The organism is Paenibacillus massiliensis subsp. panacisoli DSM 21345 (genome assembly GCF_000426545.1).
In the GTDB taxonomy this organism is placed as follows: Bacteria; Bacillota; Bacilli; order Paenibacillales; family Paenibacillaceae; genus Paenibacillus; species Paenibacillus panacisoli.
Genome location: NZ_AUFO01000001.1, coordinates 211,711 through 226,115, shown reverse-complemented (window position 1 = coordinate 226,115; position 14,405 = coordinate 211,711). Strand labels below are relative to the sequence as shown.

Genomic DNA, 14,405 nt, shown 5'->3' with positions numbered 1-14,405 from the left:
TACCCTTCGTTATTCCATCTTAATATGTACAAATTGCTAACTTTTAACGGCCAAATTCATGGATTCAGGTTAGCTATGGGGGTCGCACCTATGATCAAAGAATATCTGCATATTCATAAAATTCTGGATCTTAACAAATGGAAACGTCTACAGGACTCACTTGCAACGGTGACCAAGCTCGCGATACTAACCGTGGATTATAAAGGTATTCCCGTAACCAGCCATAGTAGCTGCCAGGCCTTCTGCCAGAATGTTCGCCAAGATCCCGAGCTTCTTCCCTACTGCCAAAAATGCGATGCGCGCGGCGGTCTGGAAGCCGTTCGACTAAATGAACCCTACGTCTATCTTTGTCATTTCAATATTATAGATATTGCGATTCCCATTACGATCGATGGTAAATATATCGGCGCCGTGATGGCGGGACAAGTGAAGCTCGCCGACCCCGAGAAAGGGACTGAGCTGGAGCAGATCGTCACTTCTAAGAACGTGCCCATGCATGCCGGGAAGCTAGAGGAATTACAGAGCGACTACGACCAGTTGCCTGTCATGACCTATGATGAGATTGTGAGCATCTCCAATATGCTCTCCCTACTCTGTAGCTACATTGTGGAGGAGGCGCTGAACAAGCATTTGCTGGTCGAAATGTTCGAGAAAGCCTCCGGGAATCAGGAGACATTGAACCTGTCCACCATTCTGCCTGGCTACTCCATTCGCAATATCGAATCCATCAAAAAAGAGATGACCAACGCGATTGCAGATGCCTATCTCAAGAACAGCCCGAGCGATACTGACATCACAAGCCCGGTGCTACAGCCTGCTTTTGAATACATACACAGTCACAAGAGTGAACAGATTACGCTCAAACAAATGGCCGAGCTATGTCACCTGAGTCCAAGCTATTTCAGCAGGTTGTTCGCCAAGGAGACTGGCGAGAACTTCACGACTTATCTGGCAAGGCTGAAGATCAAATGGGCCAAGCAATTGCTAGAGGTCACCGACATGCCCGTCGCGCAGATCAGTGATGAGCTGGGATTCAATGAATCGGGGTATTTTATCAAAATTTTCAAAAAGTTCGAGGAGATCACGCCTGCGCTCTATCGCAAGTATATTCAGGAGAAATCTGTTCGGTAAGGGTGAAGGCGTGAACCGTGTTGCAATGATGATGGGGCTACGCGGCTTGGGGACACTTCTGACAAAATTGCTTGTCCCCAGTAGTGAACTTAAGGTACGTGCCTTTTGTTATAGGTGGTATAACTTCAATTATTAAAAAAAGAAAGAATCCCTTAAATATCAAGGGATTCTTTCGATAAAATATGATGCCGAGGACGGGGGTCGAACCCGTACGGTAGTCACCTACCGCAGGATTTTAAGTCCTGTGCGTCTGCCAATTCCGCCACCCCGGCATAAAATCATATGTGCTTCCGCTTATATCCAAAGCAATAATTGGAAGGCTTTTAATTCATATCCGTTTTGCGGTCACCAACATATCTTACGATAAATTAGAGATGTTTGCAAGTATTTTTTTCAGTCCTTTGAAAAATCCTGTATTTGCGGAGACCCCGAGGCATTTATCTCCTATAACAAATTCAAACTTCACACAAATACAACCACGCATATCCTGTTGCGCTTAAACACACAATAATGCTGTCTTTCATTCTGATCTGTGAGGAGTGTTATGTATGCGTGAAGGGTTAGTTCCAACCGTTCTTGGTACCGTTGTGTCTGCCTCGGGAGCCGTACTGCTTGCAAGCAAGTACAAGCTCGCCGCCACTGGCATTCTTGGATTTGGTCTGGCCCATTTGGTGCTGGGCACCATCGATTTGGTTGAACACCGAGTTGAACACAGATAAGCACGAAGGACCTGGCCGGAGAGGTACAACTTCTCCGGCTTCATTTTGATTCAAGATCAAGAATGCGGTTAATAGCATCATATAGCGAATCGTAAAGTCAGCGAAAAATTACTTTATGTTGTTTCACTTATTACTTGTCTCCAATATAGGCTCAGGTGTTGGCTCACTTACAATATCACTTGAATCACAAACAGTTCTTTTCGAAGAAATGAGGTGTAATAGATGAGCAAAGCTTCTAATCATGAGAAAGACAAGCCATTGGAGGAGCGAGCTCCAGGGTTCAATGAGCTCCCTGATGTAGACCCCAGCCGTCCAGCAGCAACCGATATGATTGACGAAGCCGTCAACAAAGGAATGGAGAAGCTCGCAGAGGATTTTAGTGGCGAGCACACCCAGCATGAACCTGAGGAGGAATAATGTCCCCTTAGGCTTACTTATCAACCAGGATGGGTCTAAGGTGCTACAGGCGTGGTACAGGCGTGTACAGGCTTTATAGGAGTTTATAGGCAGGCACAACGGATATGCAATCCTAGCCCCTCTTTTAGACAGCAAAACACCGCCACAGATATCTCTGGGCGGTGTTTTCTCGTATTACTACAATTAATTGCTTTACTACAATTAATCGCTTACTACTACAATTAAAGGCTATTTCGATACTTATTCCTACGATAACAAAACGTTTCTACTATGTTTTAGATAATTTCACTTCAGATATATGTAGTCTGCAGCTACCTCCAGGAACAGGGCTATCGTTGTTCGCTGCTCCTTTACGTCTTTGCGTTAGCTTCTGTAGCTGCACAATGTTTACTTATTAGACCTTCAATAACATTGAAATCCAGCCAATAATAGATACCCAGAGTACCGCACTGAGCACGAGTCCCCAGATGATCCCGGTCGTAAAGCTGCCTTCCTCCGTTGATCTGGCAGGATGCATGCCAAGACGCATGCCAAGCTTAACCTTTATTGCATTCCAGTTCATACAACCCCCTCCTTAAGTTCTATTTCGACATATATGACCCGATTATTTAGACCTATAGGCACATTCGTTCAACTTTTTTATAGGCTTTTGCGACGAATATCCCCATAATAGTACAGGACCTTCCTCTCAACTCCCATTATGTCCCCTACATTTGTCCACAACTGTACCAAAAGTCATACTTGTTAAAATTTTAATAAAAGCTGTTCAGCATTGTTCATGAGACCGTCATAGCCTGATGTCAAAAAAACACTTGACGAATGAAATGAAAATGTTGTATATTAATTAACGCCGCTGTTTGATGTTTCCTAAAAAATAATCAGCAACACAGCATAGCATTGAGGGCCCTTAGCTCAGTTGGTTAGAGCGGTCGGCTCATAACCGATTGGTCGGGGGTTCGAGTCCCTCAGGGCCCATACATAGCAAATCCTCTCCTGTTCATTCAGGAGAGGATTTTTGCTTTATCTCATGTTTTTTTGCTGTGTTCACCATACAGATTTCATCCATTTCATCTTTCCAAAAAAATAATCCTTCTATACTATTCCTTCAATCACGGTATGAAGCGAACGCCGTAGCGCCCCCTGCGTGACTGATAGATCTCCACGGCCTTGGGGTCCTGATATCCGTACATCCATCCGTCCTCCTCAAGACGCTTGGCCAGGCAGCCGGCTTGGAACTTTGTTGTATACAGCTTACCGAAATAAATCCACTGCATGAACGTCCCTCTTTCGCTACAAGTTGTCCCTGCTAGTGTGCCCGGCTCGTCGCAAAAATAGCATTATCTGCAATGATTCCCTGTCATACACAAGTTTTCTTCCATTGATCATCCATAAAATGAGCTTCCTAACAGCATGGGTTTCCTTACGGTATGGGTATGGTAGATCCCCTTCCCCTTTTGGCTTTATTAAGTACATATGGGCAGATGCCCATGGATCATGAAATCATCGGTTCCCTGGCGTCCAGAGCTTCTTCTTGTCAAGCTGGCGCTGGCGATGCTCCGAGGGCGTGACCGTATAGGTCTGCTTGAAGGTACGGGTAAAATAGTCCGGCTCCATCCCTACATGAAGCGCAATCTCCTTCACCGTCATCTGCTGCTGATGATCAAGTAGCCAAGTGGCAGTCTCCATACGTATTTTTTTCAAATACTGATGTGGTGTCATTCCTACTCGTCCTGTGAACAGCCGCACCGTCTGCTTCGCTGAATATCCAATGTACGCTGACAATTCATCAAGCGAGAAATCTCGCTCTAGATGATCATGCAGAAATGAGGTAATCGCTTCTACCACACTATCCGGCTGACGTGTCGGCACGATGTCCGTTCTCTCCGCTTTCTGCAACCGATGCAGCTCCACGCAGAATGATAGCAGCAGCTCGGCAGACTTCCACAGCTGAGGACGCTCCCCTGTAATCTCCCACATCTCCTCCATTCGTGCATACAGGGAATCCACCTCGGTCAATGGCATACAATAAGGCTGCTGCCCGAAGCCTAATTCGGCCATCCATCCCTCTCTTCGCTCCGTGAAGGTGACGAATCCCAACAGCCAATGCTGCTGATCCAGCGCCATGTATTCATGCGGCAGCCCAGCAGGTATATACAGCAGACTGTGCTCGGGAATAGCCGACCATTCCTCCTCCCCATAGATTCGAAATACCCCGCTCCCCTGGAGCGAAATCATGCATTGCATCGCTGAGAAGCCCTGCGGTCGCGTCATAGGCGCTTGAGGCTCCACCCCAATAGTATATAGCTGAATTGGCATCCCCTCCGGGCTTTGCTGATACAGATTGATTCGTAGCCCCAGCTTCTCCACTGTATTGCCTCCTTAGATAAAATGTCCTTTTTGTGAGGTTAAATGTCCATTTACCACCTATGTATTAACTCACTTTGTCTATATAATCAGATGTGTTATTACAGTGATCTTACCATGACAAGGAGTCTGATGAAATGATCCGTATCGAACCCTATTGGGAAAATCCAAATATTCTACAGGTGAATCGCGAACCGGCCCGCGCTGCCTTCATACCTTATGATAATCAGGCCGATGCCATCTCCAGAAAAAGAGGGTTTTCACCCTACTACCAATCTCTGAACGGAAGCTGGAGCTTCAGCTACAAGGCAAGTGTTCATCAGGTTAATGAGCCTTTCTATGAGAAGGACTTCGACACCTCCTCCTGGGATCAACTGTTGGTGCCGTCCTGCTGGCAGACGAATGGGTATGATCAGCAGCACTATACAAATGTAAACTATCCAATTCCATTCAATCCACCTTACGTTCCGAGCGAAAATCCTGCCGGATTGTATGCACGTAGCTTCTATCTGTCGGAGAAGGAGACCACGAAGCAGCAGTATATCGTGTTTGAAGGGGTCAACTCCTGCTTCTACCTGTGGGTGAACGGTCAGTTCGTTGGTTACAGTCAGGGTAGCCGTATGCCTGCAGAATTCCGAATCAGCGACTATGTACAGGCCGGCGAGAATAAAGTCGCAGTCATGGTGCTGAAATGGTGTGATGGAACGTATTTGGAGGATCAGGATGTCTGGCGTTATTCTGGTATCTTCCGTGATGTCTACTTGCTGAGCCGCGAGGATAGCCATGTGCGTGACTTCGAAATCCTTCAAGCCTTCAATGAGGATCTGACCTCCGTCAACTTGCATGTACAAATTCAAGCGTCTGACTTATCGACAGACGAGCTTCCTGTGACAGCTACACTGCTGGACCACAATCGAAACTCTGTCGGCACTGCACATAGCAAGCTGACGAAGGATGGAAGTCTGTCCATAAGACTAACCAATCCAACACTATGGAACGCCGAGCAGCCTTATCTCTATGAGCTGATTATTCAGGCCGGAACGGAGACCTTCGCTCATCATGTTGGCTTCCGCACCGTATCCATTGAAGATAGCGTGTTCAAAATCAACGGCGTCCCCGTCAAATTAAAGGGTGTGAACCGTCACGATTCTCATCCTGTTCTGGGTGCTACCGTCTCCATGCGGCATATGAAGGAAGATCTGATGCTGATGAAGCAGCATAACATTAACACGGTTCGTACATCGCATTATCCGAACGATCCGCGTTTCCTCGATCTGTGCAATGAATATGGCTTCTATGTCATTGATGAAGCAGATCTGGAGTGCCACGGGCTCATTCGAGCTTTCCCTGGTAAGGAAGAGGCCTTCCACATGATCTCTGCTGACCCTCTCTGGCGTGAATCCTTCTTAGAGCGGGCTGAGCGGATGGTAGAACGGGATAAGAATCATCCGTGCGTCATCATCTGGTCTATGGGGAACGAGTCCGGCTATGCAGACAATCACATCGCAATGGCTGCCTGGACCAAGCAGCGGGATGCCTCAAGGCTGGTGCATTACGAGGGAGCGGCTGAGCGCTACAATGGCGACAAGCGCAAGGATGTCCTTGACATGGAGAGCGAAATGTATGCCTCCACAGAGAAGGTTCAGGCTTATGCAGAGGACCCGAATCAGACCAAGCCATTGTTCCTGTGTGAATACAGCCATGCGATGGGGAACGGCCCTGGGGATCTGAAGGAGTATTGGGATTTATTCTACCGCTATCCGAAGCTCATGGGTGGATGTGTATGGGAATGGTGCGATCATGGTATCCAGCAGACTACTGCCGATGGTACCAAGTATTTCGCTTATGGTGGAGACTTTGGAGAATCGCCACATGACGGCAACTTCTGTATTGACGGATTGGTATCCCCTGATCGCAAGCCACATACAGGTCTGCTGGAGCTCAAGCAGATTATCGCGCCTGTCCATACGGAGCTGGTGGATTTTGCAAAAGCAGAGATTCGCATTCATAACCGCTATGATTTCACGGATCTGTCCAATGTCATGCTGCACTGGAAGCTGGAGCAAGCTGGGCAACTCATCGCGCAAGGTCTACATTCAGAGCTGAACGTTCAGCCCGGTGATCAGGCCGTGATTCAGCTGCCCTATTCTCTGGAGGAGCTGGTGCAAGAGCAGGATTCGGTCTGGCTTACACTCACGTATCGGAGCAAGCTGGAGACGGCCTGGTCAGTACCTGGCTACGAGCTTTCCTTTGCTCAATTCGAATATGCCGCACAGCAGCAGGCTGTCGCACCGATGGTCTCGTCGTTACCGGAATGGCCACTGGAGACTGTGGAGGAGAATGGTCAGCTGTTGATTTGTGGTCGTCATTTTCATTACACCTTCGAGCTTGGTCTGGGCACATTCACTTCGATCTCCAAGCAGGGTGTGGAAATGCTCGCTTCACCGCCGAAGCTATCCGTATGGCGAGCTCCAACAGATAATGACATTAACATTAAGAAAGATTGGTTGAGCTGGCAAATGCATGAGCTCCACACGAAAATCTACAGCTGCTCATGGAGCCGCACCGAGACAGGTATCATTGAGATTCGCGTCTCCTACGGACTTGGCGGTAGCATTCGTCCGATGCTGATTCAAGGTCGTTCGGTATGGACAGTGGACAGTCAAGGCCTGATCACCTTCTGCACACAGGCCGATGTGAACGAAGAGGCTCCTTATCTGCCGCGCTTTGGTCTTCGTCTAGAGATGCCGAAGGGTGCGGAGGAAGTCGAATACTTCGGCTATGGACCACATGAGGGCTATGCTGACAAGCATCACAGCACCCGTAAAGCCGTGTATGAGACCACCGTTGACCAACTGTTCCAGCACTATGTGATGCCACAAGAGAATGGCGCACGCTTCGGTACAGGATGGGCAAACGTAACAAACCTGCTGGGCATGGGACTTCGCTTCACCGCCGAGGAGGATTTCTCCTTCCAGGCGCTGCATGTGACCCCAGAGCTGCTGGCTAAGGCAGAGCATACCTATGAGCTGCAGACGATTCCGGAGACTGTAGTCCATATTGATTACAAAATGAGCGGTGTCGGCTCCAACTCCTGTGGTCCAGAGCTGCTGCCAGCCTATCGCTTGTCCGAGAAGAACATTCGCTTCACTTGTCAGATCCGTCCTGTATTCAAGGAAGATGAATAAGGAGCGACATTGTGGATGAACCCCGTTCACTGAGTTACTGGGTTAGTTTCAGGCATATCATTCACTTGATCAGTCAGCAGAAAAAATGTTAGACATCCACTAGTAAAAAGCAGCGGGAGACCAAGACTTGATTAAAAAGTCTTGGTCTCCCGCTGTTCTCATTTAACTAACGCTTCCCGTTAGCTTCACTGTGACTTCCAACGTTCTAAACTTTCGCAAAGAGCCATATAGGCTCGCACCGCTATTTTAGCCTCATCTGCGAGGATGGTGATTGAATCATCGAAATACGAGACAATGATTCGCAACACGAATTCTCCATCTCCTTCAATCCAGTAATAAATTTGATAAATCTCCTGTTCTTTACTGGCGCGCTCTAGTACCACTGTAGCATCTATAAATTCATTAGCGATAGCTTCAGGGAGAAAAGGTAAATACGTGCGCGAACCCAGGGGCTTCCTGTACCCGTAGATGATCAATTTATTTTCTAAGTCTCCAACAATTCTATAGGCCATCTTTAAACTCCCATCCAGATCAAATACTTCTCATGATATTAATTTACACTTTCTTCTAGAGAAGCGAAAGGTCCTGTTCCAAGTACTCGAAGACGCTGGTGCGCTACTAATCTGGGAGTCGATAGAACCAAGTCCCCACTCCTAACCTTCATTTTAACTTGCGCTATTGTTTCCAGTTAGTTCAGTATGGTAAGATACGGCTCTCCGCGTTGTCTTTAACGGCAAGTATGTCGACTTCTTTTTCGTGTCCTAATTGCACGAAAAAAGAGAGTCAACCAACAACACTACTTCCCGCTGTTCGTTCGCCTCTCCTTTCTCAGAACCACTTTCCACAATATCAATTAAACCTGCCGTTAATGCGAATCGTCTGTCCCGTTATCCAATGGGCTCTGTCACTGACGAGCAACTCGAGCGCATTCGCAATATCCTCCTTTTCACCGAGCCGTCCGAACGCGTTCATTCGACGGAACGAATCGACCACCTCCGGCGATTTACCATTGAGATTTTGGGGTGCGTTCACATTGGTCAACGGCTTTCTTGGTGTCAATGAGCTATAGTGTCCCGTTAATTCAATAAAATGAATAGCTAGCATCCGCCGAGCATAGAAAGACCGCCATTGAAGGCGGTCTAAAAAATTCATTATTTCTGCACGACAATGACAAGGGGAAAAGGTAGCCTTGAACCAGCGCGGCGTAATCAAGTCTAGAATGAGATTCGTAGGCAAAACGATTAATGCCTATACCATCATAAATAGTACTTGTTTCAACTTCATAGCCAGCGTTGTGAATGAATCGCTGGGCATCTTCCTTCTGCATGCGGTAATCAATGAAATGATATTCATCAAAAATAATGTTAGTCTGATACACGCTAGAAGTGTCAGATTAGACAAATGCACAATCAGTTGGACATCCCAGTTTCCCAAAAACTGTGCGCGCGGCAGAATCTACCGGCAGGAAAACCTCAATTTGCGGATATAAGCGGCCACCTGCAGAGATCGAAACCTGTCTGTAGCGTACGGGAATAAGGTCTCCGGAGCTTTCCATTCTGGCTAGAATTGTTTGTGTTTGATCAGCATTTCCCCTTACATCCGGCACACTCAGATATTCGCACGCGTTATATTTCCGAACTCTATCCAGCAATTTTTGATACCAAGCATCATAACGCGAGAGCATGTGCTCACTCTTAAATGCTTGTATTCCGTTTATGATGTGCTCCTCCCACTGCTGAAACGACGCCTTATCAAACGTGGAGCGGGACCGGATAGGAAGACCAGAATTAAAATGTAAATCAACCCTATTCATTAAACCATCATATGAACGGTCGAGAGGAATTTCGAACAATTGATGAAACGGCTCATTTAATCCCTTAATGTCCTGAGTATGTGTTACGACCATGGCGGGAAAAGGAATACTTCTCATCGTTTGCTGAGCCCACTCTAATGCACGTTCCAACGACCGTCCATACAATTCCGTCTGAATTGGAAGATAACCGGCTGCCATAAGTAAATCGTTACGCTCGTCGGATGTACACTCAAGATATTCTGCAATATTTATGATCGTCTGGCGGGTCGGTATGCGGCGGGTACGTCCAACCAGCAGATTTTTATACGAAGGAAAAGCCTCGTCGTTCAGCTCTTGTTGAGTAAATCGTTTCAAGGACGGTTGAGGTAGATCGACAAGCTTTTGCTGACGTTTTATCCGCAGGGCTTCAATTTCTCCCATTACGATTCTATGTCTGGAATTCTCCATATCTATATCCATCTTCTCTTCCCTTCTCTTATGAAGTGTAGTTCTGCACTTGGGCCGAACCTTTATTTAAAGTATACTCCTCATTGAAATGAAGGTCATCTAATGACCATAACCAACATGGAGGAAAACCGATATGATTCGTACTATTGTAGTTGATCCGCATGCCCCGTCACATTTGGCGTTCAAGGAAGTTGACGCCCCGCAGGCCAAGCCTTGGGAAGCACTTGTGCAAGTGAAGGCCGTCTCACTCAACCGCGGTGAAGTGAGTGACGCTAAAAATCAGGAAATACCTAGTCGTCCTGGCTGGGATTTCGCCGGGATTGTCATCGAGCAGGCTGAGAACGGCGCAGGACCGCAAAAAGGGGCCAGGGTTGTTGGTCTGCTCCCGATGGGAGCCTGGAGCGAGCAAGTGGCTGCTCCCGTATCGTTGTTGGCCGAAATCCCAGACAAACTCACTTTTACGGAGGCGGCTACCCTCCCCGTAGCAGGGCTCACGGCTCTTTATGCACTCCGCAAAGGCGGCATGCTGCTTGGCAAACGCATTTTCATTACAGGCTCTAACGGCGGAGTTGGGCTATTCGCCCATCAGCTTGCAGTCCAATCCGGCGCATACGTTGTAGGTACGGCAAGCACGGAAGAGAAGGCTGAGCTTGTTCGGGAGGTAGGAACCGACGAAGTGATCGTTGGATATTCCCTAATTTCATCAGCCCGTAAATTTGGACCGTACGATCTGATCATCGATTCAGTAGGCGGCGATACACTGGCGGCGTTGCTGCCGCAGTTAGCGCCCCAAGGGGTTTGCGTTGCGGTAGGATTTTCCTCTTCAAATACCGCAACGATCGATATGATGAATCTGGTGACCAGCGGAGGCAGAACCTTGTACAGCTTCTTTCTAGGTGAGGAACTCACTCGTCAATCAGCGGTGGACGATCTGAGTTTGCTAGCCCGGATGGTAACAGATAAGCGGTTAATCCCCCGGATCGAAGTGGAGGCGCCTTGGACCGAAATTGACACCGTTGCCCGTAACATGATGGAACGGAAATTCTCCGGCAAAGCCGTGCTTCACATAGGTTGATTGTATAAGTTTGCAACAATAATGCCAGGAATCTAAAAACGAATCTGTTACTTTCTTACTTTCTACGCAAAAAACCCGTCATTTCGACAGGTTGAATAGCATCAAATGTGCAGCGCCAAAACATGGGCTGTGCTGGTTAAGTTATTGTCTGTTTGGCTGGAACTCCTCTTGTTATTTGCGAGCTTATCTTATAGTTGCCCGTGACTTGCCAGCTTTGGCCGATACGGAAAAATAACTCATCTCAGCGGGTGAGACGGACTTGGGATTCGGTTCTCCAGTTATATGCTCTGACACGCCGTCTTGGCTTTCATCCGAGCAGTGCCGGCGGTATCTTCCCTCCTCGAGCTTCATGTCGATAAAATCGACGACCTGCTGTAGCGAAGCGATTTGGCTGACGATATTTTCCCGGTGGCTCCTTATGTGCTCTACTAGCTCAGGATATTCTCCGGGATCTGCGTCGGCGGAGACTGCCAAAAATGGCCGCATTTCCTCCAGTGGCATCCCCGTTTTTTTCAGGCAGCCTATCAGCAGGATCATATTGATGTCTTCCTGCCGGTAGATGCGGTGCCCGTTGTCCTTCCGATCCGCCCGAGGTAGCAACGCGATCTTTTCGTAATAACGAATCGTATCCTCGGAGATTCCTGTTTGCTCGGCGGTTTGCTTTATTGTAAAGGTATGCTCGGCCATCATCCTATTTCCTCCCGGAGATCGTTTTTTTGTGCATTATACATCTTGGTGCTGACTCCAAGTCAAGTCCCTTATCCTTAAAACAAAAACTCTGTTTACGTTCCTTGACTTAGAGTCGACTCCAATGAATAGAATATGCGCTATCAGGGAAATATCCCACCTCAGGAGGAATCTACAATGAATACGAGCCAACGAGAAAATATAGCACTGATAACTGGTGCAAGCAATGGAATCGGGTTGGAATTAACACGGAAGTTGCTGTCGGAGGGCTGGCAGGTGGTTGCTTTGAACCGTTCCGACTTTCCTACCGATGATATGAAAATCCAAAATGCCATAAATAGTGGATGGCTTCGTATGTATAAAATAGCGGATCTTGCCGATTATGCCAGCTTGAGACGTACTTTGGAAGAGATCAAAGGAAAAGAGCAGCAGATCGACATCTTGTTCAACAATGCGGGCGGAAGCTTTCATGAACTGAGCTATTCGAAACAAGGGCGTGAGAAGCATTATGAACTGATGACGGTCGTTCCATATATCATTCTGATGGAATTAAAGGAGCTCTTAAAAAACGCTGACTCAAAAACGGTAATCAACACCTCATCTTCAGCACTAAACTTTGTGAAAGAATTTAATATCGAAATCCTGGAACACCCCAGAACCTTTCGCAAGCTGCTTGGTCCATATGCCACTTCAAAGCTTGCGCTTTCACTGTGGACTCAGGCTATCGCACCACAGCTTGCCAAAGAAGGCATTAAAATCCGCAGCGTTGATCCGGGTGGCAATAACACGCTAAGAAAAGGGAAACCGTCGGGTTTACCCAAAGTGGTTGAATTGCTAATGAAGCTGTTTTTCTCTCCACCGATCCACGGTGCGAACAAGTTGTATGAGGGGGCCCTCGGGCAACACTGTAATGAGACTGGCGTGTTTTTGCTAAAAGACCAGGTTGCAGATTTAAAATTCAAAGATCAAGCGCACAACGTTTTGGATAGGATTAATGCGATTTACACACACGAATTTCTTGATGAGCGCGTCTAAAGCCGCGCTCCACCGTTCACCACCAGATTAATAAGTAAAAGGGCCTTACCCCGTCACTAGCTGACTGTTGGGAAGGCCCATGCATTCAAACAAATCACTTTATTACATTTACATACTATTTATATCGTTACTTCTTCTCTGCCAGAGAGCCTTGAAGATCTGCCGCACTGAAATCTGGCTTGGCCTCGATGGAGGTATCTCCAGCAGCCTTTGCCTTCTCCAGCGCTGCATTGTAGCGAGCGTTCAGATCTGCGATATCTTTATCCAGATCGCCGCCAGCGAAGATAAAGCGGTTAAAGATATCGACCTTCTTCATTCCCTCTACACGCCCTTCTGTAATGATCAGCGGAGTAGCCGGGTAGATACCGTCATTGGCCGTTGGCAAGAAGTTCTCGATGCCAGCAATATCAGGCGCCTTGGCAGTTGCTGCTACGGAAGGAATTACGGATAGGCCATAGCCACCCTCTTGGTAAGCTACCTGTACTTCATCACTATACATCCATTCAATGAACTTCCATGCCGCTTCCTTGTTCTCGGAATTCTTGCTCAATGCAAGGTAGCTACCGGAAATGACCTGATCTGCACCGTTCGCTTGTCCGTCAATGGTAGGCGGCATAGCTGCTGCCCAGCGAATGTCTGTCGGGAATTGGGTCTTGTATACAGTCGGCTCTACAGAGTGGTTGAAGTACATGCCGATCTTGCCTTGCGCAAATTGCGCACGCAGTGGATCGATATCCAGCGATTCCGAGCCTGGCAGCATGCTTCCATCTTCTTTAATCTGATGCAGTGCCTCAGCTACTTCTTTATACATACCGAAATCAAATTGTCCCTTTTGGAAGTCATAGCCTTCGTTACCTACATTCTTACTTAGCGTCGTAATCGGATAGGCAATACGCTCAAAGCCACTTGCACTCTTGAAGTTGCCCGCGAAGCCATAAGCACCGATATCCTTACCTGCCTCTGTGATCTTCTTGGCATCTTCAACCATTTCCGCAACGGTCGTCGGAGGACTGTCGATGCCTGCTTTTTCGAACAGGTCCACATTATAGATCAGACGCCAGAATTGACCGATATTCGGCAGGGTGTAGATCTTGCCATCGACCATATTCTTCTCCTCAATCAGCACGTTAGCGAAGCGCTCCTTCATCTCAGGCGAGATGTAATCATCGAATGATTCCAGATAGCCCCGTTTCACCCAGGTCGGTACGTTACCAGGATCGACCCGTAGAATGTCTGGTGCTTGATTGCTTGCGAAGGCAATGTCCACGGACTGTGAATAGTTGTCCGCCATCACCTTCATTTCAATCTCTACATCTTTATTCAGTTCCTGGTATTCCTTAATCTTAGCTTCAATAAAATCGGAGTCATGTCGGTCAATGGTCCAGTATACCAGCTTGGTCTTCTGTCCCTCCGTACCACTGCCTGTCTCAGGAGCAGCTGTCTGTCCCGAGGAGCATGCAGCCAGGGAACCCACGAGCAGCAATGAAGCTCCAGATAACAACCATTTTTTCATACCCATACCTTTATTT

13 protein-coding genes, 2 tRNA genes and 1 pseudogene are annotated in these 14,405 nt (G+C 47.6%); 7 read left to right on the top strand and 9 right to left on the bottom strand.

Annotated elements, in window-relative coordinates; translation table 11 throughout:
• The first annotated feature begins 90 nt into the window (after positions 1-90).
• Entirely contained in the window at positions 91-1,131 is a 1,041-nt protein-coding gene (locus K331_RS0100980) for a PocR ligand-binding domain-containing protein (protein ID WP_028588826.1), read from the top strand.
• 186 nt (positions 1,132-1,317) lie between these two features.
• Here K331_RS0100980 and K331_RS0100975 read toward each other — a convergent pair.
• Positions 1,318-1,403: transfer RNA gene (locus K331_RS0100975), tRNA-Leu, on the bottom strand.
• 276 nt (positions 1,404-1,679) lie between these two features.
• Here K331_RS0100975 and K331_RS0100970 point away from each other — a divergent pair.
• A complete protein-coding gene (locus tag K331_RS0100970; RefSeq protein ID WP_018886841.1) occupies positions 1,680-1,850 on the top strand; it encodes a hypothetical protein in 171 nt (56 codons plus the stop codon).
• 222 nt (positions 1,851-2,072) lie between these two features.
• A complete protein-coding gene (locus K331_RS0100965; RefSeq protein ID WP_028588825.1) occupies positions 2,073-2,267 on the top strand; it encodes a hypothetical protein in 195 nt (64 codons plus the stop codon).
• A gap of 394 nt (positions 2,268-2,661) precedes the next feature.
• Here the strand turns inward: K331_RS0100965 and K331_RS32100 are convergent, their stop codons facing one another.
• Positions 2,662-2,829, bottom strand: coding sequence for a hypothetical protein (locus tag K331_RS32100; RefSeq protein WP_169718287.1), 168 nt, complete (start codon positions 2,827-2,829; stop codon positions 2,662-2,664).
• Between the two features lie 339 nt (positions 2,830-3,168).
• On the opposite strand from K331_RS32100, the gene K331_RS0100955 reads away from it, so the two are divergent.
• Positions 3,169-3,242, top strand: a tRNA-Ile gene (locus tag K331_RS0100955).
• Between the two features lie 134 nt (positions 3,243-3,376).
• Here K331_RS0100955 and K331_RS32095 read toward each other — a convergent pair.
• Positions 3,377-3,541 carry a hypothetical protein gene (locus K331_RS32095; protein ID WP_018886838.1) on the bottom strand — a complete coding sequence of 55 codons (165 nt, stop codon included), beginning with the start codon at positions 3,539-3,541 and terminating at the stop codon, positions 3,377-3,379.
• 226 nt (positions 3,542-3,767) lie between these two features.
• Complete coding sequence (locus K331_RS28625) at positions 3,768-4,634, bottom strand: helix-turn-helix domain-containing protein (protein WP_051289520.1); 867 nt, start codon at positions 4,632-4,634, stop codon at positions 3,768-3,770.
• Positions 4,635-4,768: 134 nt separating this feature from the next.
• On the opposite strand from K331_RS28625, the gene K331_RS0100940 reads away from it, so the two are divergent.
• A complete protein-coding gene (locus K331_RS0100940) occupies positions 4,769-7,819 on the top strand; it encodes a glycoside hydrolase family 2 TIM barrel-domain containing protein (protein WP_028588824.1) in 3,051 nt (1,016 codons plus the stop codon).
• A 185-nt stretch (positions 7,820-8,004) separates the two neighbouring features.
• Here K331_RS0100940 and K331_RS0100935 read toward each other — a convergent pair whose 3' ends face one another.
• From K331_RS0100935 to K331_RS0100925, 3 genes and pseudogenes are all read right to left on the bottom strand, one after another.
• A complete protein-coding gene (locus K331_RS0100935) occupies positions 8,005-8,331 on the bottom strand; it encodes a hypothetical protein (protein WP_028588823.1) in 327 nt (108 codons plus the stop codon).
• A 337-nt stretch (positions 8,332-8,668) separates the two neighbouring features.
• A pseudogene (locus tag K331_RS33080) lies at positions 8,669-8,833 on the bottom strand (SDR family oxidoreductase); the annotation flags it as partial.
• Between the two features lie 379 nt (positions 8,834-9,212).
• A complete protein-coding gene (locus K331_RS0100925; protein ID WP_028588822.1) occupies positions 9,213-10,091 on the bottom strand; it encodes a hypothetical protein in 879 nt (292 codons plus the stop codon).
• Positions 10,092-10,212: 121 nt separating this feature from the next.
• Here K331_RS0100925 and K331_RS0100920 point away from each other — a divergent pair, with 121 nt between their 5' ends.
• Entirely contained in the window at positions 10,213-11,154 is a 942-nt protein-coding gene (locus K331_RS0100920; protein WP_028588821.1) for a zinc-binding dehydrogenase, read from the top strand.
• A gap of 183 nt (positions 11,155-11,337) precedes the next feature.
• Here the strand turns inward: K331_RS0100920 and K331_RS0100915 are convergent, their stop codons facing one another.
• Positions 11,338-11,844 (bottom strand): MerR family transcriptional regulator, encoded by a 507-nt coding sequence (locus tag K331_RS0100915; protein ID WP_028588820.1) that lies wholly within the window; start codon positions 11,842-11,844, stop codon positions 11,338-11,340.
• A gap of 174 nt (positions 11,845-12,018) precedes the next feature.
• Between K331_RS0100915 and K331_RS0100910 the strand changes: the two genes are divergently transcribed.
• Complete coding sequence (locus K331_RS0100910) at positions 12,019-12,876, top strand: SDR family NAD(P)-dependent oxidoreductase (RefSeq protein WP_028588819.1); 858 nt, start codon at positions 12,019-12,021, stop codon at positions 12,874-12,876.
• A 127-nt stretch (positions 12,877-13,003) separates the two neighbouring features.
• Here the strand turns inward: K331_RS0100910 and K331_RS0100905 are convergent, their stop codons facing one another.
• Positions 13,004-14,395: an ABC transporter substrate-binding protein gene (locus tag K331_RS0100905; protein ID WP_028588818.1), complete on the bottom strand. Its 1,392-nt coding sequence runs from the start codon at positions 14,393-14,395 to the stop codon at positions 13,004-13,006.
• Positions 14,396-14,405: the final 10 nt, after the last annotated feature.

Bases quoted from the DNA above. Each gene is read 5' to 3' on its own strand.
- K331_RS0100980 (WP_028588826.1), top strand. From the start codon at position 91: ATGATCAAAGAATATCTGCATATTCATAAAATTCTGGATCTTAACAAA.
- K331_RS0100970 (WP_018886841.1), top strand. From the start codon at position 1,680: ATGCGTGAAGGGTTAGTTCCAACCGTTCTTGGTACCGTTGTGTCTGCC.
- K331_RS0100965 (WP_028588825.1), top strand. From the start codon at position 2,073: ATGAGCAAAGCTTCTAATCATGAGAAAGACAAGCCATTGGAGGAGCGA.
- K331_RS32100 (WP_169718287.1), bottom strand. From the start codon at position 2,829: ATGAACTGGAATGCAATAAAGGTTAAGCTTGGCATGCGTCTTGGCATG.
- K331_RS32095 (WP_018886838.1), bottom strand. From the start codon at position 3,541: ATGCAGTGGATTTATTTCGGTAAGCTGTATACAACAAAGTTCCAAGCC.
- K331_RS0100940 (WP_028588824.1), top strand. From the start codon at position 4,769: ATGATCCGTATCGAACCCTATTGGGAAAATCCAAATATTCTACAGGTG.
- K331_RS0100935 (WP_028588823.1), bottom strand. From the start codon at position 8,331: ATGGCCTATAGAATTGTTGGAGACTTAGAAAATAAATTGATCATCTAC.
- K331_RS0100925 (WP_028588822.1), bottom strand. From the start codon at position 10,091: ATGGATATAGATATGGAGAATTCCAGACATAGAATCGTAATGGGAGAA.
- K331_RS0100920 (WP_028588821.1), top strand. From the start codon at position 10,213: ATGATTCGTACTATTGTAGTTGATCCGCATGCCCCGTCACATTTGGCG.
- K331_RS0100915 (WP_028588820.1), bottom strand. From the start codon at position 11,844: ATGATGGCCGAGCATACCTTTACAATAAAGCAAACCGCCGAGCAAACA.
- K331_RS0100910 (WP_028588819.1), top strand. From the start codon at position 12,019: ATGAATACGAGCCAACGAGAAAATATAGCACTGATAACTGGTGCAAGC.
- K331_RS0100905 (WP_028588818.1), bottom strand. From the start codon at position 14,395: ATGGGTATGAAAAAATGGTTGTTATCTGGAGCTTCATTGCTGCTCGTG.